Here is a 19,499-nt window from a genome sequence, read left to right on the forward strand (position 1 = left end):
CTTGTGGCTGTTACTTGTTGCAGGTGCAGCAGCAGGCAGACGGGGCGATCAGGTTGCAGACAACGGACCGGAAGGCATCACGGCAAAGACCGTAGGCTTCACGGGAGAGTTTGAGACGCGAAACTCTTGCACTAGCGATGGTATAGCTCGACATGGTTCAGCTCCTTAGCGGATTTTTTTGGTTTTTGATTTAAAGCAACTCTAAACTAGATCATCAGCATCCACAAGCGCTCCGACATGATCCAAATCGCATGTTTGGTATGAGCAATATCTATGATAAGCCTCTGAAGAAATTCCATCCCCCCGCATTTCTCCGCTTTTCAAGAAAGACAACTCCCATGAATAAGCTGGACCTTGACCGCATTCAATGCGTCATCTTTGATCTGGACGGCACCCTGGTCGATAGTGAAATCCTGAGCCTGCAAGGCTATTGTGACACGGTGCCCGATCTGGACTGGGACGTGAACTATATGGTCGCCAACCTGCGCGGCGTACAGTTTCACAAGATCGTCGAAGCAATGGAAGGTCGGGTCGGCCACAAATTGGCCGATGATTATGAAACCACCTACCGTGCCCATGTGGCCGAGTTGTTCGAAGCCGGGCTGAAGGCCTATCCGGATGTGCTGGAAGTGGTTCCGGCCCTCAAGATCGCCAAATGCATCGCCTCGGCAGGCCCCATCAAGAAAATGCGCCACTCGCTTGGCCTCACTGGCCTGCTGCCGTATTTTGAAGGTCGCCTGTTCAGCTCCTATGATGTCAAACTCTGGAAACCGGATCCGGGCCTCTTCCTCTATGCAGCCAAGTCGATGGGCTTTGCTCCGGAAAACTGTCTGGTGGTCGAAGACAGCGAAGTCGGTATCGAGGCTGCGCAGCGGGCCGGTATGCAGCACATGTTGCATTTGCCGGAAGGCCACGAGGTCTACGAAGGCTATGACGGCGCCGTGCTGCATCGCTATCGCGACCTGCCCCTGAGCTAACAGCAAAGAGGAACAAAAAGATGCCTGAAACGCCCCCGGAACTGGATCTGGCACCCGACAAGCCTGGCCTGACAAAGGGAAAGGCAGGGCCAGAGAGGGTGCGTCAACGGATGGAGCAGTTCGACAGGGACACTCGCGACAAGCTTATAGCCGTGCTTGTCTGCTTCATCTTGCTCGGCGCATTCTTTCTGTATATTCAGGGCTGACCAGTCAAAACCACAACAAGACGAACAAACGCCATGAAATGCCTAATCGTACAGCCTGTCCATGAGGAAGGCCTAGACCTGTTGCGACAGAACGGGATTGAACCCGTGATCTGTCCTGATCCGTCCATGTCCACCGTCGCCTCGCTGGTGCCGGGCTGCGAAGCCGTCATCACGCGCGATGCGGGCTTCAAGGAAGAGGCCTTTGCTGCCGCCGACATCCTCAAGGTGGTTGTCGTGCATGGTGCGGGGCATGATGCCGTTGACAAGGAATCAGCCACCCGCCACGGCGTACTGGTCTGCAACACCCCCGGTGCCAATGCGCAGTCGGTTTCCGAGCTGGCCCTTGGGCTGGCGCTGGCTGCGGCCCGTCTGCTTCCCGCAGCAGACAGGGAAGAGCGGGCCGGAAAATTCGGTTTCCGCAACCGCAACAAGACCGTTGAACTGCAGGGCAAGACCGCACTGGTGGTCGGCTGGGGTCATACCGGCTCGCGCCTTGGCAAGATGCTGCGCGGCGCCCTCGACATGAGGGTTCTGGTGCATTCGCCACGGGCCAGCGATATCGGCGATTTCGACCGCGCCAGCTCGCTGGAAGCCGGGCTTGCAGAGGCAGATCTCATCTCGCTGCACACCCCGTTTCGTCCCGAAACCCGCCACATGATCAACCGGCAAAGCCTTGCGCTGACCAAGCCGGGAGCCATTCTGGTCAACACAGCCCGGGCCGGACTGGTGGACGAGGATGCTCTGCTGGAAGCTCTCAACTCTGGCCATCTGTTTGCTGCCGGGCTTGATGTCTATCAGGATGACGCTCCACAGGGCGCGCTCGGGCAGTCGGATCGCGTGATCTTTGCGCCCCATCTGGGTGGCGCCACCGAAGAAGCCATGCGCCGGATCGCCGTTGCCTCGGTGCAGAATGTGCTGACCGCTCTCTCCGGCAAGCGCCCGGCCACCAGTCTCAATCTGGGATAATCCAGTGGGCCGACCGGTCGCCGGTCGGCCTCACACAAAACACGAGCTGCGGGCGAGACTCAGAGGCTGATCGCGCCATCCTCTATTGCCTGCTCCAGCGTCGAGACGACCTTGGCCAGATTGGCATCGACGACATGGAGATATTCCTTCCAGTCGTTGACGTGGGTCAGCTCCTTCTTGCCATCGGAAATGCCGCGCAGGCCGATCATCGGCACGTCATGCAGCATGCAGGCCCGCAGCACCGCAAAGCTCTCCATATCCACCATGTCCGCATCGATGCTGTCATAGGCTGCGCCAGACACGATATTGCCGCCGGTTGAAAGCGTCGCTTCCTTGACGCCGGGAATATGGAACGGCATCGGCACCTTCACGGGCAGATCGACAAAGGGGGTCTTTCCCTTCTCGAAGCCAAGTGGCGAGGTGTCCATGTCGCGATAGCTGATGAAAGTTGCCTGATAGACTTCAGTCTGCTCCAGATTGGCCGACCCGGCCGAGCCGAGCGAGACCACCAGATCCGGCTTCTGGCCGGTTGCCGACAGTCTGGCAAGGAAGGACGCCACGACGATCGCCGATTCCACCGGCCCGACCCCGGTCATCAGCGGCACGATCCTTTCGCGCAGATGATCGCCATATTCGGCGTCTACCGCCATGACATAGAGAATGCGCTTGCCCGCGACGGTCTTCAGTTCATAATCCATTGTCTTGCCTTCGAGTTCAGCCCATCCGGGCGGTTTTCGGTTTGTGGAGCTGCCCGCTCCATCGGCGCCAGATCCTGCCATCCGTCCACTCAGCTACCTGCCACAAATGGAGTGGCCCTCTTGGTGCTACATCGAAATGGTCGTGAATCCAAGCCCATAAGGCCGCGCCCATCGCCGCATCGGCCCCAAATGGCAAGGCACGCGTGACTGCGGAAAGATTGGCCGGTCGGCAAGTCCCTGATTTACAGCTCCCCCGAATTGCAGCTAATATGCCAGTATGGCCCAACCGGCCCCCCATTTATTTATTTCGCTCTAGTCCCTTGTCCTGCCAAGCGCTGTCAACGGCGCGCCTCCCCACGCAGGCAGAAAGGGAAGATCCCGAGCCAGCATCAAGGAAACCAAGACATGAAACCGGACGTTCTTGTTCTCGTTCCCCTGCGCCCAGACCAGCAAGCGCAGTTGGAAGCCACCTACACGATCCATCGCCTTGATCAGGCTGACGACAAGGCTGCCTTTCTGGCAGCTGTCAGCGACAAGATCCTTGCTGTCGTCACCAATGGCGGCCGTGGCATCTCGCGGGCGGAAGTTGAAAAGCTGCCCAATCTCAAAATCGTCTCCTCCTCGGGCGTTGGCTATGACGCCATCGACGTGGAAGCCTGCAGCGAGCACGGCATCAAGGTGACCAACACCCCCGATGTGCTGACCGATGACGTGGCCGACATGGCTGTTGCTCTGTTTCTGGCCGTGCGCCGCGAGATGATCAAGGGTGATGCCTATGTGCGCGACGGATCGTGGGTGAACAAGGGCGCCATGCCGCTCACCCGTTCCATCCGTGGCAAGAAGGTCGGTATCGCCGGTCTTGGACGCATCGGCAAGGCCATCGCGGCCCGTCTTGAGCCGATGGGTGTCGAGCTTGCCTATAATGGACGCCACGAGCAGAGCGACGTTGCCTATCACTATATGGGCGATATCGTCGCCATGGCTGCATGGGCCGATGTGCTGATTGCTGCCATGCCCGGCGGGGCCTCGACAGAAGGCGTGATCAGCCGCGACGTGCTGGAAGCGCTGGGGCCGGAGGGAAGCTTCATCAACATTGCCCGTGGCAGTGTGGTGGATGAGGCTGCGCTTATCGATTGCCTCAAGGCGGGAAGCCTTGGCAGCGCCGGTCTTGATGTCTTCCTCAATGAGCCCAAGTCCGATCCGGCCTTCAACAGCCTCCCCAATGTGGTGCTGCATCCGCACAACGCCTCTGGCACCATCGAGACACGTGGCGCGATGTCCCAGCTGGTCGTTGACAATCTCGCCGCCCATTTCGCTGGCAAGCCCCTGCTGACGCCGATCAACTGAGCCGGGGTCAACAGGTCCGAAGGTCGGTTCGCGGCCACCGGCTGAAAGGTGTATAGTCTTGAAGAGAGGCGGCAGGGCACCCCCGCCCCTCTCGAACCGGCGCTCATCATCAAGTCAATGAGCCGATGAGGCGCATAAAGGCTGAGGCGGCACCATGGACCTGCATCTTCTGTTTCTCTCTCTGGGGGGGATCCTGCTTGTTGGACTGGTCACAGATGAACTTGGTCGACGGACGCGCCTGCCGCGTGTCACCCTGCTCATCCTGTTCGGGGTCATCATTGGCCCATCGGGGCTGAACCTGCTCCCCGACCAGTTCGAAGAGTGGTATGAAATTCTTTCCGCAACAGCCTTGACGATGGTTGCCTTTCTGCTTGGCAGCCACCTTTCGCTCGCCTCGCTGCGTCGGAGCGGCAAGGTCATTCTGGTGGTCTCGGCGGTGGTCGTGCTGCTGACGGCGGTGATAATATGGGGCGGCCTCATCGCCCTTGGCTCATCCTTCCTCATGGCGATCCTGCTGGCCGGGATCGGCACCGCCACCGATCCGGCAGCGTCTCAGGATGTCATTCGCCAGACCGGGGCAAAGGGTCCGTTCGCCAAAGCCCTGCTGGGCATCGTCGCCATCGATGACGCCTGGGGGCTAATCGTCTTCAGTCTGCTTCTGGTCATTGCCAAGGCAATGTCGGGAGGTGATTTCGATGACATTATATGGAACGCAGTGCGTGAGCTGGGCGGCGCGGTATTGGTCGGCGGCATGATCGGTTTCCCGGCGTCCTATCTTTCCGGGCGCATTCGCCCCGGCGAACCGATGCAGCTTGAAGCGGTCGGGCTGGTGTTCCTCTGCGCAGGTTTTGCCATCTGGCTTGACGTTTCCTTCCTGCTGTCAGGGATGATCGCGGGCTTCATCATCGTCAATTTAGCCCACCACCACAATCGCCCCTTCCATGAGATCGAGCATATCGAATGGCCGTTCATGGTGTTCTTCTTCGTTCTTGCCGGAGCATCGCTGCAGATTTCCGGGATCGCCGATATCGGCCTTGTGGGGATGGGCTATATCGCGATCAGAACACTGGGTCGGCTCATCGGGGGATGGATCGGGTGTCGGCTGGCCGGTTGCCCGCCCTGTCACAAGCATTGGATCGGTCTGGCGCTGATGCCGCAGGCGGGGGTGGCGCTGGGCATGGCACTGGTGGCGCTGGATCATTTCCCCGCCATTGGGGACCAGTTGCTGGCCATCACCATCGGCACGACTGTGATTTTCGAAATTGCTGGTCCGATCCTCACCCTTGTCGCCTTGAAAAAGGTGGGCGAGTCAAGATAGAGCCGCATGAAACAACTTCAAGTATCCCAAACTATGTAACTTTCAATAGACGGGATCTTTGTCTAAGTCTGACCTCAAAACCTCTTTCTTGAAATCATATTTCTTACAAATGCTTTTAACCAGCTCCTTGAACCAATCAGGTGCGGCTGGTGCTACAAAAACTTCGTCAACCAATCTATCGACGTCGATTTCTTGAGGATATCCTACCGGCGTCCTAAAGCACCTCTGTTTCCCTTCAACCTGCTCGCTAAAAGCTACTCCGGGAGCATTGTCCGGATCAATGTGAAACATAGCTCTAACTTCTTGCTCATGTGCAAATGAGAGCCTTTTAGACATGAACAAGCCATATGGTCTTGTTAGATTCTGGCGTTTCTCGCGATCATAATCTATATATTCAACTTCACCAAGTATACAGTCACAAGGAAGCAACTGAAGAAGTTTGCTAAATTTAGTTGTAATGGCAATTGCTTCTTCACTTCCCCCGTATAGCTTCCACATTGCAACCGATTCTCTATCATTTCGATGCCAGCAATTTATGTAAACGATTTCTCGTAATTTAGGATTAGCCTCCAGATGCTTTCGAATAAACTCATGTGATGGCCTATCGCTTTCCCTTGGTGGGTTCTCGGCAATTTCTCTCAATAGAACCGTAAATGCGGCAGCGCTTCCTTCATGAGTGTCCTCGAAGCATGATGCTCTGGAGAACCAAAGCGATTTGGTCTCGAGCAAAGACACAAACTTTGTGAAACTCATATACCTCCACAATTTTGCGTTCTCTTTCTTAGGCCATTTAAATACTCTCCTATCCTTACTCATGTTCCTCCCCGTCATAAAAATGCAAAAAGCGGCCCGTTGGGCCGCTTACAGATCTTTATTGCCTTAGCTGAATTCCGGTCCGCGCGGGCGGTAAGGCCGGGTGTCCTGCCAGTCTTCCATCAGGGCTCTGAGGCCCGGATCGGAGCCTTCCGGCAGGATGATCCTGGCTGTGACCAGCAGGTCGCCGCGGTTGCCGTCCCTGTCGGGCAATCCCTTGCCCTTCAGACGCAGACTCTTGCCCGAGCTCATGCCAGCCGGGATCTTGATCTCGCCCTTGCCCTCAAGGGTTGGAATGCGGATCTTGGCACCGAGCACGGCTTCATAGAGCGTCAGCGGCAGATCAAGGCGGACGTTGTTGTCTTCCACCGTGAACAGCTTGTGCGGCAGGATCTGGATGGTCACCAGAGCATCGCCTGCCGGACCACCGCGGCTTTCAAAGCCCTGCCCCTTCATGCGGATGGTCTGGCCATCCTTGACACCCTTGGGCACAGCCATGTCCAGCGTCTTGCCAGTTGGCAGATGCACACGGCGCTTCTCGCCGGAGACAAGCTCTTCCAGCGTCACGCTCAGTTTGGCTTCCGCATCCTGCCCCTTCTGCGGTTGGGCTCGATGATGGCCGCCATGATGAGCCCCGCCGCCGAACGGATCAGCACCCGCACCAAACGGGTTGCCACCAGCCCGGCGTCCACCATTGGCCATGTTGCCGAAAATCTCGCTGAAGATGTCTTCAGCCGCACCACCACCGCCGCCGAAGGGATTGCCTCCCCCTCCGCCGCCAAACGGATTGCGACTGCCACCGAACGGATTGCCGCCGCCAGCAAAACCCTGGAATTTCTCCTTGCCCTCGGCGTCAATTTCGCCGCGGTCATATTTTCCACGCTTTTGCTTGTCACCTACAATCTCGTAGGCCTGATTGATTTCGGCGAACTTTTCCTGAGCTTTGGGATCGCTCTTGTTCTGATCAGGGTGGTATTTCTTCGCAAGCTTGCGAAAAGCGCTCTTGATTTCGCGCTCATCCGCCGACTTGGACACCCCAAGCACACTGTATGGATCTCTCATCAGTCTTGTCCTCACCCCCGTCGGTGCGCCCGTCAGGCACGCGCCGACAGTGTTCAATTGGATTCGTATGACAGCACCTAGGGGAAAGCCCTTAAACAAGCGGCTACGAATCGTTGCCTGGCACTGTCTTTTTACGTTACCTCTGATATAGAGTGTCTGATTGCAAATTTCCATAGAGAGAACAAGATGAACATTGATCTTCTCCGCCGCCTTTGCGAAACCCCCGGCGTTCCGGGCCGCGAGCATCGCATCCGCGCCCTGATTGAAAAAGAAGCCGAAGGCCTCTTTGACGAAATCTATACCGACGCCATGGGCTCGCTCGTCTGCACCCGGTTTCCGACCACCGAGCAGGAAGAAGGCGCAGTGCCTGAACGGATCCTGCTGCTCTGCCACATGGACGAAATCGGCTTTCTCGTCAGCAATGTGTCCGACAAGGGCTTCATCAATATCGACCCGGTTGGCGGTTTCGACCCGCGCACCCTGTTCGCCCGCCGCGTGCTGGTCTGCACCAAGAACGGCGACTTCAAGGGCGTGATGAACCCGGGCGGCAAGGGCCTGCACATTTCGACCCCGGAAGAACGCAAGAAGCTTCCTGAAGTCACCGACTTCATCATCGACCTCGGCTTCGGCGAAGCCACCAAGGAAAAGGTCAAGATCGGCGACTATGTCGTCATGGACGAGCCGCTGCTCGAACTGGGTGACAAGGTCGTCTCCAAGGCCCTCGACAACCGCATTGCCTGCTGGCTCGGCATCGAAGTGATCCGTGAGCTGGCTGACGCCAAGGTCGCCCATGACTGCGAGATCACCGTCGCCTTCACCGCGCAGGAAGAGGTAGGCCTTCGCGGGGCTCGCACCGCCAGCTTCGGCGTTGCTCCAGACGTCGTCATCGGCGTTGACACCACCCTGTCCTGCGACACGCCGGGCACCCCGGAAAAAGACACCATCACCACCCAGGGCAAGGGCGTCGGCATCGACATCAAGGACGGCTCCTTCATCGCCGACATCGATCTGGTTGAAGAGCTGGAAGCTGTGGCTGCTGAAAAGGATATTCCGGTACAGCGTTTCATTCTGGCCCGTGGCGGTCAGGACGGGGCAGCCGGACAGCAGGCCGGGTCCGGCACCAAGGCAGCTGCCATTGGCGTTGGCACCCGCTACATCCATACTGTCTGCGAGATGATCGACAAGACCGACATCCAGTCCGCCAAGGACCTGCTGGTCGCCTATCTCGGCAAGCACTGATCCGTCGATCAGTTGCTTTTGCCGATCCGAAATCGACAAGGGGGAGCCATTGGGTTCCCCTTTTTCTTTGGGCTCATTTGCCAATTCACTTCAAGATGTAGCAGCTTCCAAGTGGCCGCAGAAACCACTTTAAAAGCGGATTATTACGAGTCTTTTGAATCACTTGGACGCTGTTGCTAAGAGAAAGAGTCCGGCGCTTAAAGCATTTGTTAACCAGCATTAAGCGCTTAACAAACCGATTCAATCCCTTCAAAAGCCGCCTCGGTCAGCCGTAATCGTGGCCGGATCAGAACTGCGCGATAGGATCCATTGGCGATGTGTTGTCAGGCGTGGTCTGGTCCTCGTGCAGGTCCTTGGAACCTGCTCCCGGCGCAGTAGCCAGACTGGTGAAAGCTTCGGGATGACACGCATCACAGCCTTGCACTATTGACGGTCTTCATTGGCAATTTTGCGCTCCCCTCACCGCAAGAAACATGGTATGCGTCATTTTGTCCATATCCTGCTGCCTCTGGTGCCTGTTTCAATAGAAGCTCTGCTGCCTCAAGCGCATGGTCCGCAACGTGCCCCCGGTGCGTTTGCCAGTGGCAAATCCAGACCCTTCCGCATGGCCCAAGGGCCAAGAAAAGAAAGAGGAGAGAGTCTCAAGTGCTCTTCTATCTAACAATCATATTGCTCTGCCAGCTGTTCGGGGAAGCGCTGGTTACCTTCTTCGCCCTACCCGTACCCGGCCCGGTCATCGGCATGGCCCTGATGTTCGTCGGGTTGCTGATCAAGGGCTCGGTGCCTGACGGATTGTCGGTCGTTGGCGAATCCCTGTTGTCTCACATGTCACTGCTGTTCATCCCGGCTGGCGTCGGCATCATGGTGAATGCCGAGCTGATCCAGCGGGAGTTCGTGCCCATATCGGTCTCGCTTGTCATCAGCACGTTGCTGTGCATCGCGGTTACCGGCCTTTTGATGAGCTGGCTGACGCGCAACAAGTCCATTGGCGGATACAAGGAATAGGTGCCGTGCAATCCATGTCTTCCTCCCTCAACGCGCTCTGGAACCATCTCAGCGACAGTCCGCTGCTCTATCTCACGCTGACCCTGATCGCCTATCAGATCGGCCTGTTCCTCTACCAGAAGTCCGGCAAGAAGCCGCTGGTCAATCCGGTGCTGATCGCCATTGTTCTGCTGGTCGCGGTGCTGCTGATCACCGGGACGCCCTACGACCGCTATTTTCAGGGCGCGCACTTCCTGCATTTCCTGCTTGGTCCGGCAACGGTGGCGCTGGCCATTCCGCTCTACCGGCAGTTCGAGAAGGTACGCAAATCGGCGCTGGCGATTGCCATCAGCTTGCTGACCGGCTCCGCCGTCTCGGCGGTGTCCTCGGTGCTGATCGCCTGGGCGCTTGGTGGCTCAGAGCAATCCTTCCTGTCGCTCGCCCCCAAGTCCGTGACCACGCCGGTGTCGATGGGCATCACCGAGGCTCTGGGCGGGGTTCCGTCACTGACCGCCGTGCTCGTCATCATCACGGGCATTCTGGGTGCGTCGCTCGGGCCGACCGTGCTCAACATCGTTCGCGTCAAGAGCTGGGCCGCACGCGGCCTTGCCATTGGCACCGCAGCGCATGGCCTGGGCACGGCACGCAAGCTACAGGTGAACGAAGAGGCGGGCGCCTTCTCCGGCCTCGCCATGGGGCTCAATGCGTTGGCCACAGCGATCCTCCTGCCCATCGTCTGGTACTGGATCTTCTGACAATCGCCGCAAGACCTTTCATCAAAAAAACCCGGCAGGAGATGTACCTGTCGGGGTTTTGTTTATTCGCTCGTTGATGGGCTCGGCTCAGCCGGATATCAGCGCAACCAGTTGGTTTTGGTCAGCTCCACCAGCTCTTCACCGCGACCGGACAGGATCGCCCGCATCATGTAGACGCTGAAGCCCTTGGCGTGTTCCACCTTGATTTTCGGCGGCATGGCAAGTTCCTGTTTGGCAACCATCACGTCGAGCAGGCCCGGCCCCGGCTTGGCGAGGAATTCGGCGACCTTAGCCGGCAGATCGGCGTCATCTTCCACGCGCATACCGTCGATGCCAATGGCTTCGGCGATCTTGACGAAATCGGGATCATTAAGGTCCGTGTCGTCGGAAATATAGCCGCCCGCCTTCATCTCCATGGCCACAAAGCCCAGAGAGCGGTTATGGAAGACCACCATCTTGACCGGCAGGTTGAGCTGCCGGATGGTGAAAATGTCGCCCATCAGCATAGAGAAGCCGCCGTCGCCGCAAAGGGCGATCACCTGACGGTCCGGGCAGGCAGCCTGTGCGCCGATGGCCTGCACCATGGCGTTGGCCATGGAGCCGTGGTTGAAGGAGCCGATCAGGTTGCGCTTGCCGTTCATTTCAAGGTAGCGGGCCGCCCAGACAGTCGGCGTACCAACGTCAGCTGTGAAGATTGCATTGTCGGATGCCTTTTCACCGATGACCCTGGCCAGATATTGCGGATGAATGTCGCTGTTCTTGCCGCTCGGTTTGGCAAGGTCGTCGAGGCCTTCCCGCGCCTTGCGGTAGTGCTTGACCGCAGCCTTGAGGAAACTGTCGTCACTCTTGACCTTCAGCTTGGGCAGCAGGGCAGAAAGGGTCGGCTTGACCTGACCGACAAGGCCCAGATCGATCTGGGTATGGGCGCCAAGTGCTTCGGGGCTGATGTCAACCTGTACGATCTTGGCATTATCGGGATAGAAGGCACGATAGGGGAACCCGGAGCCAAGGATCACCAGCGTGTCGGCATTTTCCATGGCGTGATAGCCGGAAGAAAAGCCGATGAGGCCGGTCATGCCGACGTCATAGGGGTTGTCCCACTCAACATGTTCCTTGCCGCGCAGAGCGTGGACAATCGGTGACTTGAGGGTTTCGGCCAGTTTGATGAGTTCGTCGTGGGCCCCGGCGCAGCCTGCACCACATAGTAGCGTCGGTCGGTTGGCACTGTTGAGGATGGCGGCCAGCTTGTCCAATTCCTCTTCCGGTGGCAGGGAAACCGGCAGAGCAGGCTTCGACCAGCGGACCTCGACGTTTTCCGGCATTGGCTTCAGCGCCACGTCGCCGGGCAGAACAACCACGGCGACACCCTTTTTCAGAATGGCGTTGCGCATGGCCAGTTCCAGCACATAAGGCATCTGTTCAGGGTTACTGACCAGCTCGCAGTAGACACTGCATTCCTTGAACAGCTCCTGCGGGTGGGTTTCCTGAAAATAGCCCGAGCCGATTTCGGAGGAAGGAATATGGGCGGCGATGGCCAGCACCGGCACGTGATTGCGCTGGCAGTCGAACAGGCCGTTGATCAGATGCAGGTTGCCGGGACCACATGACCCCGCGCAGACGGAGAGCTCACCGGTCAGTTGGGCTTCGGCACCGGCCGCAAAGGCTGCGGCCTCCTCGTGACGGGTGCCCATCCAGCGAATTTTCTTCTGGCGGTGCAGGCTGTCGCTGATGCCGTTGAGGGAGTCACCGGTGACCCCCCAGATGCGTTTGATACCGGCTTCGGCAAGGGTTCTTGCCACAAAATTGGCTATGGATTCGGTCATGTTACAGTCCCTATATCATCAATGGTCACTGATCTGGCCAAAGGCGATCATGGGGCGAGGCTTGCAATGCGATCCGGAGAATGCTTGCGGGTCTCGGACATCCGCCAATGTCCAAACAAGTCAAATTGCTCAACTGAGCGCTTCGTGATCAGCAAAGATCAGCTGCGCTCGAGGTCAACGCACGAATACGGTATTTGTCCCGAAAAAGGGCAACCTTTCGGAACAGATGCATTGCAGTGCGAGGATCCTTCTCCTGTCGCGCGTCAGAGGCTGTTTTGAGTATGGCGGGCGGCGATCGGAAAGGGTCCGACCTGTACCATTTGATATCGGCCTGCCGGAGCCATTCGACAACAGGCAATCGATGAACGCGGACATGCTCTCAGCGCATACCTTGATGAACATGAGATGCATATTTGCATCCATGAGCAACAAGGCCGCAAAAGCCGCCAGTCCGGAGCAGGTAGTCCGGAGCAGGTAGTCCGCACCGGATGGCTTTGATCAGGTGGCGTGCGCAAGATGCTTTGCCGAAACGGGGAAGGAATTGAGGGCGTGGTGGCGCTTGTCCTCTGATGCTCGACCAATCAGGCGATCTCACCCGCTTCGATGGCGGCGTTGAGATCCTTGCCCAGCGCTTCGAAGACGGCACGAATGATCCCGTCAGCGTCAAGACCATTTTCCTTGTACATGACGTCGGGCTTGTTGTGGCTGGTGTAGTGATCTTCCATCGTCAGGGAGCGGATCTTGAGCGTACCGTCAAGCGCCCCCTCGGCGGCCAGCATATGCAGCACCTGCGAGCCGAAGCCGCCGACGGCACCTTCCTCGATAGTGATGAGCATGTCATGGGTACCGGCAAGCTTCAGGATCATCTCGCGGTCCAGCGGCTTGGCGAAGCGCGCATCGGCAACCGTTGTACTGAGCCCATAGCCTTCAAGCCGTTCGGCTGCATTGAGGCTCTCGGCAAGGCGTGTGCCGAGCGACAGGATGGCAACCTTGCTGCCTTCCTTGACGATGCGGCCCTTACCGATTTCAAGCGGCACGCCTTCCTCCGGGATTTCAACGCCAACGCCTTCGCCGCGCGGATAGCGGAAAGCAATCGGGCCATCATCATAGGCGCGGGCCGTGGCGACCATATGCACCAGCTCAGCCTCGTCACTGGCGGCCATCACAACCATGTTCGGCAAGGCAGCAAGGAAGCCGATATCATAAGCTCCGGCGTGAGTCGGACCATCGGCACCGACGAACCCTGCCCGGTCGATGGGGAAGCGCACCGGCAAATTCTGGATGGCCACATCATGCACCACCTGATCATAGGCGCGCTGCAGGAAAGTGGAATAAAGGGCACAGAAGGGCTTGAGCCCCTCACAGGCAAGTCCGGCGGCAAAAGTCACGGCATGCTGCTCGGCAATGCCGACATCGAAGGTGCGGTCCGGGAACTGCTTCTCGAAGATATCAATGCCGGTGCCGGATGGCATGGCTGCGGTCACAGCAACAACCGCCTTGTCCTTGGCGCCTTCCTTGGCAAGGCTCTCCCCGAAAATGCGTGTGTAGCTTGGTGCATTGCTCGGCGGCTTGAGCTGGGCACCGGTGACGACATCGAACCTGGACACGCCGTGATACTTGTCACTGGCATGCTCGGCCGGGGCATAGCCCTTGCCCTTCTGGGTGACCACATGCACCAGAATGGGCCCCTTGTCTGTGTCGCGCACATTGCGCAGGATCGGCAGCAGATGCTCCAGATTATGGCCGTCGATGGGGCCGACATAATAGAAGCCCAGTTCCTCGAACAGCGTTCCGCCGGTCACGAAGGAGCGGGCGAATTCTTCTGCCTTGGCGGCCTTTTCCTTGAAGAAACGCGGCAACTGATGGGCCAGCTGCTTGGCGGCGTCACGCAAGGACAGGAAGGTCTTGCCGGAGATGAGGCGAGCCAGATAGGCGCTCATGGCACCGGTCGGCGGTGCAATCGACATGTCGTTGTCGTTGAGGATCACGATGAGGCGGCTGTCGAGCGCCCCGGCGTTGTTCATGGCTTCATAGGCCATGCCCGCACTCATGGCACCATCGCCGATGACTGCGATGACGTTGCGATCAACACCGTTGAGCTCTGACGCCATCTGCATGCCGAGCCCGGCAGAAATGGAGGTGGAGCTATGGCCGGTGCCAAAGGGATCGAACTCGCTCTCGGAGCGCTTGGTAAAGCCACTGAGCCCACCGGGCTGACGCAAGCTGCGGATACGATCCCGACGACCGGTCAGAATCTTGTGCGGATAGGACTGGTGTCCCACATCCCAGATCAGGCGATCATGCGGCGTATTGAAAACATGATGCAGCGCGACGGTCAGTTCAACAACGCCCAAACCGGCCCCCAGATGCCCCCCGGTCACGGACACGGCATCAATCGTCTCGGTCCGAAGGTCCTGAGCAAGCGCCTTGAGCTGCGCCATGTCCATGGAACGAATGTCTTCAATGGACTTGACGCTGTCGAGTGTGGGGGTCTTTGACAATTCCGTCACCTGTTATTCTTTGACGCGCGGTGCTGGAGCGCGCGCCCCTGGTTTTCCTTTTGTGCCATCAAACGCCTCAAATAAGGCGTGATGAAGCCGCCGGTTTTGCTATTCTGTCTACGCAGTCTACCATATATGTGGCAATTTGAGACCAGAACTTACAGGCTATTGGCAAACCTGATGTTCTCAGCGTCTCGTGCGCGTGACAAAAAGCCGAAAAATACAGCACTGACTCCCCATGTCTATAGGGAAAATGGGTATAGGGCAAGGACGGGAATCATCGCCAATTGGTCACATCTGGCCAAGACTGGTGAAAAGCCGCAACAACCGTAATCCGAGCCCCCGACAGGCCGTCGCAACGGTCAGCTGAACAGCGATTTCAGCTTCAGCCAGAGGCCGGTTGAGGCCGGTGCCGGGTTAGGACAGTTGGCTGCCGAGGTACTGTCAAGTTGCCGCTTGATGGCATCGACCATCCAGCGGTCGCCATCGGTGAGAACACCCTCCTTCTGTTGTGACAGCAAGATAGTGTTGGCACTGGCCATAAGTCGCTTGCGGTTCCTTGTATCCACCTCCGCCAAGCGCCACTGGGCGATGGCCAGATCCCGTCTCAACCTCTGGCTCTCGGGGAAGAAGGAGAGCATGCGCTCGCGAATGGACACCGCCTCGCCATAGGCCACCATGGCCGCAGCCTCGTCACCCAAGGCTTTTCGAAAGTCGCCGATCCTGACCTGCAAGTCACTCAGCCTCAGCTGCGGGCCAGTCTGATCCTTATGCAAGTCCAACAGCTTTCGACAACTCCCGAGCGCCTGTTCAAAGGCGGCAAGAGCGGCGTGATCGGCTCCCGCCTCGGCGTGCCAGTCACCGATCCTCTCGTGAACTTCTATCAGATCATGGCGGTAGATACTGCTGATCGGGTCTAACAATACGCGGGCCGTGGCCAGATCAAGCGCCTCCTGCAGTTCCTTGCTGACCAGAGCGGGCATACCCGCACTGGATTGAAGATTCGATTCATCTGCCGCCATGGAAGCCCTTGCCGTCTCGTCACTTTTCTACTTTGAAGTAACCCCGGCAATCCTGACGTCGCACCGCTTGGCTTCCGAGTATGGAAGGTCTATCCCTCTTCACCTAAGGCTTTGAAGGAAAGACACAAATTGATTAGATAGCAAATTCTTGACGCCTTTTTGCAACAGCCTTCGGCATGTCCACAAGAGATTTCGCCTTCAGAAGCAACCGGCAAGCCAATCGAAGGCGGCCTGCTGGCGGTCACGGGTAAAACCATGACCGCCGGGCCAAAGCTCGGTGCGCAGATTCTCGGACTTGCCGAAGGCCGACCAGACCCGTTGCATCCGCTCATAGGCCTGCTGTACGGCCTGCCGTGGAAACAGCGGGTCGTCTTCGCCCGACATGAAGTAGAGCGGCTTGGGGGCGGCGAGCGCTGCGACATCGGGATAGTCAAGGCATTTGGCAAGGCCGGGATGGGTCATGTACCACGCCGACTGGCCACGCAACTGGTTGTTGCCCGGCACCATCAGACCGTTGATCGTCGCCATCCAGCACACCGCAACCGCTGCCTTGACATCATCGGACAAGGCCGCCAGTTGCCAGGCGCGAAAGGCCCCGAAACTGAAGCCCACCGCGACCAGCCGGTCGGGATCCACCTTAGGCAGCATCCTGACAAATCGGGCGGACCGGATATCCTCTGCCGCGACCAGCCCGGCCAGCGAACTGCCGAGATTGAACAGATTACAGGCCAAGGCCTGTTGCGCCTCATAGCCGTTGCCGATGCGGTCTCCCCAGCCGAGTGCATCGATCGCCACAACCACATAGCCGCGGCGCGCCAGCTCTTCACCGGGAAAGAGGCCGGAGAAATAGCGATCCGACCAGTCGTGGGAGGCCGCAAGGCGAGCGTCGTCATACCACGGGCGAATGCCTTTTTCCTTGCCGATGTCAAAGCGGGACCCGTGGTCATGCAGCAGCAAGGCGGCGGGGAAAGGCCCCTCGCCCTTCGGCACCAGCACCAGAGCCGTGATCCGGCTTTCCGCAGTCACGTTGAAGGCAACACGTTGGGCCAGAAAGTCCCCCCGGTCGACGCTGTCATGCAGCGCAGGTGCAAAGGGCACATCAGAGGCCGTTCCGCCCGGCAACCCTGCAGCCCCATCAGGGAGCATCAGGTCAGCGGCTGTTGCGCGCGTCTTTCGTCGCCATTGCTCCGGATCGCACGAGGTGAAGGCAAGAGGAAAGGTGAGCTTCTGCTTCAGCTCCGGATAGAAGTCCGGCAGATTGCTGCTGGAGATCGCGACAGGCCCGTCCTCACTTTTATCTGGCTGATGATCCGGCGTCGTCATCGGTTCCTCCCTGACATTGCCTTTCGTGCCGTGATAGGCCGCAACAAAAAGTCGAAGTCCGCTGCGGCTTGCCGACTTCGAACTGAAGCGCACTTTGCTAGAAAATACAACCGGCTACGCACCGATCCACCATTTTCCCATGCCGTGCACCATCGCAGTTTCCGCGGCCTTCTTGCCGCATAGGCAAAAATCCCGATTGACGCGCGGGGCCAGAAGGATCATCCTCAGAAAAGAACATTTCATGAACATTTATTGCTTCGGAGTTATCAATGACCAGCGAACCACCCATCATCATGGCGCATGTTTCGATCGGCACCAACGACTTCCCAAAGGCCCGCGATTTCTACAAGGCCCTGCTGCCCACGATCGGTGCGAAGGTCATCATGGAGGTTGACGTACCCGGCGAGGTAGGAGCGATTGCCTTTGGCAAGACCCATCCGGAATTCTGGGTGCAGACACCGCATGACCGACAGACCGCAACCGTTGGCAACGGAGCGCATTTCGCCTTTCTTGCTCTCAGCAAGGAGGCTGTTCATGCCTTTTGGGACAAGGCGCTGGAACTGGGCGCAACACCGGATGGCGAACCCGGCCCACGGCCCGATTACGGCGACCAGTATTACGGTTGCTTCGTAAGGGATCTAGACGGCAACAAGATCGAGGCCATGTTCTGGGGCGCGCACGAACAGTTCGAGGGGTGACAGGCAGGGCTTTGTTGCCCTTTTGCCAAAGGCCGGGCAGAACGGCGCGCTTGCGACAATAGCCGGTTGCCGTGCTGCCCGTCCGGTCCTATCATCTGTCTCCGGCGCTCAGCCACTCCGTCGTAGGTTTCAGGCTTCTATCTGCCTTTCTGCGGCTTTTCCATGCCACGGGGCCGGTCATCCTGTTCCCTCTCCTTGGTCTTCCCATCCTTTCGCGAGGCCCGTCATGTTCGAGCATTTTCCCTTTCTGGCCATCATCCTTGCTCTCACAGCGCTGACAATGGCCCCGGGAATGGATTCGGTGCTGGTACTGCGCAATGCGGCACGGGGCGGCTTTGCCGATGGCTTTACCACCAGCTTTGGCATCTGTTCGGGGCTGTTTGTCCATGCAACGATTTCGGCGCTCGGACTATCGGTGATCCTCCTGCAGTCGGCCTATCTGTTCATGGTGCTCAAATTCGCAGGGGCCCTGTTCATCATCTATCTGGCCAGCCAGTCTCTTCTGGCAGCATGGCGTGGTCATGGGCTGGTGATTGCGCAGGAAGGTGCCCGCTCGGTGTCTCTGCTCACCGCCTATCGTGAGGGCATCCTGTCCAATGTGCTCAATCCCAAGCCGATTCTCTTCTACATGATGTTCCTGCCGCAGTTCATCGACCCGACCCAATCGGCGCTCTGGCAGTCGCTGATGGTGGCGGCAATCCATTTCTTGCTGGGGATGATCTGGCAGGGTGGTCTGGCGCTTATGGTCCACAAGGCCCGCCGCTTTCTCAGCCGTCCGCTTGTGGCGCGCAGCCTCAATGGCGCAACCGGGCTGTTGCTGCTGGTTTTCGGCATCAAACTGGCCCTCACCCACCGCTGACGGCTGGCCTTTCGATACGATCTGGGGTTTTCATGCCCTTGGCCGCATGCATGCGCCACGAGACGGATGATGCAAGCCAATTGCTGAGGCGTATTTCATTCTTAAGCCTCATGTGCAGTTTCGCCCGGTTGACTTGTTAGCGCGGCTGTGAAAACTGAAGGCTCTTCGACAGCCTGTCGGCCTTTCGTTCACCCAGCTTCAGGAAAGCCCCATGAAAGCACTCTTCCGCCTTGTCTCCTGGCTCCTCACACTTGTCGTCGCCATCGGACTGGGGTTTCTGATCTTTTCCTGGTACAGCAACGAGCTGATGGTACAGAAGACCCAACAGGGCCAGACCGCGGTGCAGATCGGCGGCGATTTCTCTCTCACCGATCACACCGGCAAACCGGTCACCTATGCCGACTTTGCCGACAAGCCCATGGCGATCTATTTCGGCTATACCTTCTGCCCGGACGTCTGCCCGACGACCCTTAGCGAAATGACTCTGTGGGTGGAGGAGTTGGGCGATGACGCCAGGAAGATGAATTTCGTCTTCATCACGGTCGACCCAGAGCGTGACACGCAGGAAGCCATGGGAGACTATGTCAACGCCTTCTTTGACCAGCTCATCGGCCTCAGGGGCACCCGCGAGCAGACCGATGCCGTGATCAGCGCTTACAAGGTCTATGCCAAGAAGGTGGAAGATGAAAGCGACGATGGCGACTATGTCATGGATCACACCGCGTCGGTATTTCTGATGAAAAAGGGTGGCGAATTCTCTGGCACCATCTCCTATGGCGAGGATCATGACAGTGCCGTCAAGAAGCTGCGCAACCTGATTGCCAGTGCCCAACAGCACTGGATAGCACTGGATAGCACCGGATAGCACTGGATAGCACTGGCATCCCGGCAAGCCCCCTTGATTTGCT

At 58.2% G+C, this 19,499-nt stretch carries 19 protein-coding genes; 11 read left to right on the forward strand and 8 right to left on the reverse strand.

The features are described 5' to 3' along the window. Positions 1–10: 10 nt before the first annotated feature. On the reverse strand, positions 11–154 hold the full coding sequence (locus tag DSL70_RS22165) for a hypothetical protein (RefSeq protein WP_162916336.1): 144 nt from the start codon (positions 152–154) through the stop codon (positions 11–13). Positions 155–338: 184 nt separating this feature from the next. On the opposite strand from DSL70_RS22165, the gene DSL70_RS04070 reads away from it, so the two are divergent. Genes DSL70_RS04070 through DSL70_RS04080 form a run of 3 tightly spaced genes read left to right on the forward strand, consistent with a single transcriptional unit; the run spans position 339 to position 2,149 of the window. Beyond that, a complete protein-coding gene (locus DSL70_RS04070) occupies positions 339–977 on the forward strand; it encodes an HAD-IA family hydrolase (protein WP_162916337.1) in 639 nt (212 codons plus the stop codon). A gap of 20 nt (positions 978–997) precedes the next feature. Beyond that, positions 998–1,183 (forward strand): hypothetical protein, encoded by a 186-nt coding sequence (locus DSL70_RS04075; RefSeq protein WP_119306654.1) that lies wholly within the window; start codon positions 998–1,000, stop codon positions 1,181–1,183. A 33-nt stretch (positions 1,184–1,216) separates the two neighbouring features. Continuing rightward, positions 1,217–2,149: an NAD(P)-dependent oxidoreductase gene (locus DSL70_RS04080; RefSeq protein ID WP_119306655.1), complete on the forward strand. Its 933-nt coding sequence runs from the start codon at positions 1,217–1,219 to the stop codon at positions 2,147–2,149. Positions 2,150–2,208: 59 nt separating this feature from the next. Here the strand turns inward: DSL70_RS04080 and DSL70_RS04085 are convergent, their stop codons facing one another. Continuing rightward, positions 2,209–2,847, reverse strand: a complete 639-nt coding sequence (locus tag DSL70_RS04085) for a 5'-methylthioadenosine/S-adenosylhomocysteine nucleosidase (protein ID WP_119306656.1) — start codon at positions 2,845–2,847, stop codon at positions 2,209–2,211. Positions 2,848–3,252: 405 nt separating this feature from the next. Here DSL70_RS04085 and DSL70_RS04090 point away from each other — a divergent pair, with 405 nt between their 5' ends. Both DSL70_RS04090 and DSL70_RS04095 read left to right on the forward strand, forming a co-directional pair. Next, entirely contained in the window at positions 3,253–4,194 is a 942-nt protein-coding gene (locus tag DSL70_RS04090) for a 2-hydroxyacid dehydrogenase (protein ID WP_119306657.1), read from the forward strand. A gap of 154 nt (positions 4,195–4,348) precedes the next feature. Next, complete coding sequence (locus tag DSL70_RS04095; RefSeq protein WP_119306658.1) at positions 4,349–5,512, forward strand: cation:proton antiporter; 1,164 nt, start codon at positions 4,349–4,351, stop codon at positions 5,510–5,512. A 42-nt stretch (positions 5,513–5,554) separates the two neighbouring features. On the opposite strand, the gene DSL70_RS04100 is transcribed toward DSL70_RS04095, so the two are convergent. Together DSL70_RS04100 and DSL70_RS04105 are read right to left on the reverse strand one after the other, a co-directional pair. Then, the gene (locus DSL70_RS04100) at positions 5,555–6,328 is read right to left on the reverse strand and encodes a hypothetical protein (protein ID WP_162916338.1); all 774 of its coding nucleotides are present in this window, start codon (positions 6,326–6,328) and stop codon (positions 5,555–5,557) included. A 63-nt stretch (positions 6,329–6,391) separates the two neighbouring features. Then, complete coding sequence (locus DSL70_RS04105; protein WP_119306660.1) at positions 6,392–7,387, reverse strand: DnaJ C-terminal domain-containing protein; 996 nt, start codon at positions 7,385–7,387, stop codon at positions 6,392–6,394. A gap of 186 nt (positions 7,388–7,573) precedes the next feature. On the opposite strand from DSL70_RS04105, the gene DSL70_RS04110 reads away from it, so the two are divergent. The 3 genes from DSL70_RS04110 to DSL70_RS04120 all read left to right on the forward strand — a co-directional run bounded on the left by DSL70_RS04110 (position 7,574) and on the right by DSL70_RS04120 (position 10,365). Further along, the gene (locus tag DSL70_RS04110) at positions 7,574–8,626 is read left to right on the forward strand and encodes a M42 family metallopeptidase (protein ID WP_119306661.1); all 1,053 of its coding nucleotides are present in this window, start codon (positions 7,574–7,576) and stop codon (positions 8,624–8,626) included. Positions 8,627–9,271: 645 nt separating this feature from the next. Beyond that, a complete protein-coding gene (locus DSL70_RS04115; RefSeq protein ID WP_119306662.1) occupies positions 9,272–9,631 on the forward strand; it encodes a CidA/LrgA family protein in 360 nt (119 codons plus the stop codon). Between the two features lie 14 nt (positions 9,632–9,645). Continuing rightward, the gene (locus DSL70_RS04120) at positions 9,646–10,365 is read left to right on the forward strand and encodes an LrgB family protein (protein WP_119306663.1); all 720 of its coding nucleotides are present in this window, start codon (positions 9,646–9,648) and stop codon (positions 10,363–10,365) included. Positions 10,366–10,463: 98 nt separating this feature from the next. On the opposite strand, the gene poxB is transcribed toward DSL70_RS04120, so the two are convergent. The 4 genes from poxB to DSL70_RS04140 form a co-directional block, all read right to left on the reverse strand. Then, the gene (gene poxB / locus DSL70_RS04125) at positions 10,464–12,188 is read right to left on the reverse strand and encodes a ubiquinone-dependent pyruvate dehydrogenase (protein ID WP_119306664.1); all 1,725 of its coding nucleotides are present in this window, start codon (positions 12,186–12,188) and stop codon (positions 10,464–10,466) included. Positions 12,189–12,769: 581 nt separating this feature from the next. Then, on the reverse strand, positions 12,770–14,689 hold the full coding sequence (dxs, locus tag DSL70_RS04130) for a 1-deoxy-D-xylulose-5-phosphate synthase (RefSeq protein WP_119307250.1): 1,920 nt from the start codon (positions 14,687–14,689) through the stop codon (positions 12,770–12,772). A 362-nt stretch (positions 14,690–15,051) separates the two neighbouring features. Further along, entirely contained in the window at positions 15,052–15,711 is a 660-nt protein-coding gene (locus DSL70_RS04135; protein WP_119306665.1) for a hypothetical protein, read from the reverse strand. 198 nt (positions 15,712–15,909) lie between these two features. Further along, on the reverse strand, positions 15,910–17,034 hold the full coding sequence (locus DSL70_RS04140; protein ID WP_119307251.1) for a dienelactone hydrolase family protein: 1,125 nt from the start codon (positions 17,032–17,034) through the stop codon (positions 15,910–15,912). A 269-nt stretch (positions 17,035–17,303) separates the two neighbouring features. On the opposite strand from DSL70_RS04140, the gene DSL70_RS04145 reads away from it, so the two are divergent. The 3 genes from DSL70_RS04145 (at position 17,304) to DSL70_RS04155 (ending at position 19,456) form a co-directional block, all read left to right on the forward strand. Beyond that, the gene (locus DSL70_RS04145; RefSeq protein ID WP_119306666.1) at positions 17,304–17,732 is read left to right on the forward strand and encodes a VOC family protein; all 429 of its coding nucleotides are present in this window, start codon (positions 17,304–17,306) and stop codon (positions 17,730–17,732) included. Between the two features lie 226 nt (positions 17,733–17,958). Continuing rightward, positions 17,959–18,591, forward strand: coding sequence for a LysE family translocator (locus DSL70_RS04150; RefSeq protein WP_119306667.1), 633 nt, complete (start codon positions 17,959–17,961; stop codon positions 18,589–18,591). Between the two features lie 211 nt (positions 18,592–18,802). Continuing rightward, the gene (locus DSL70_RS04155) at positions 18,803–19,456 is read left to right on the forward strand and encodes an SCO family protein (protein WP_119306668.1); all 654 of its coding nucleotides are present in this window, start codon (positions 18,803–18,805) and stop codon (positions 19,454–19,456) included. Positions 19,457–19,499 lie beyond the last annotated feature (43 nt).

This window comes from Cohaesibacter haloalkalitolerans (assembly GCF_003574655.1).
Classification (GTDB): domain Bacteria; phylum Pseudomonadota; class Alphaproteobacteria; order Rhizobiales; family Cohaesibacteraceae; genus Cohaesibacter; species Cohaesibacter haloalkalitolerans.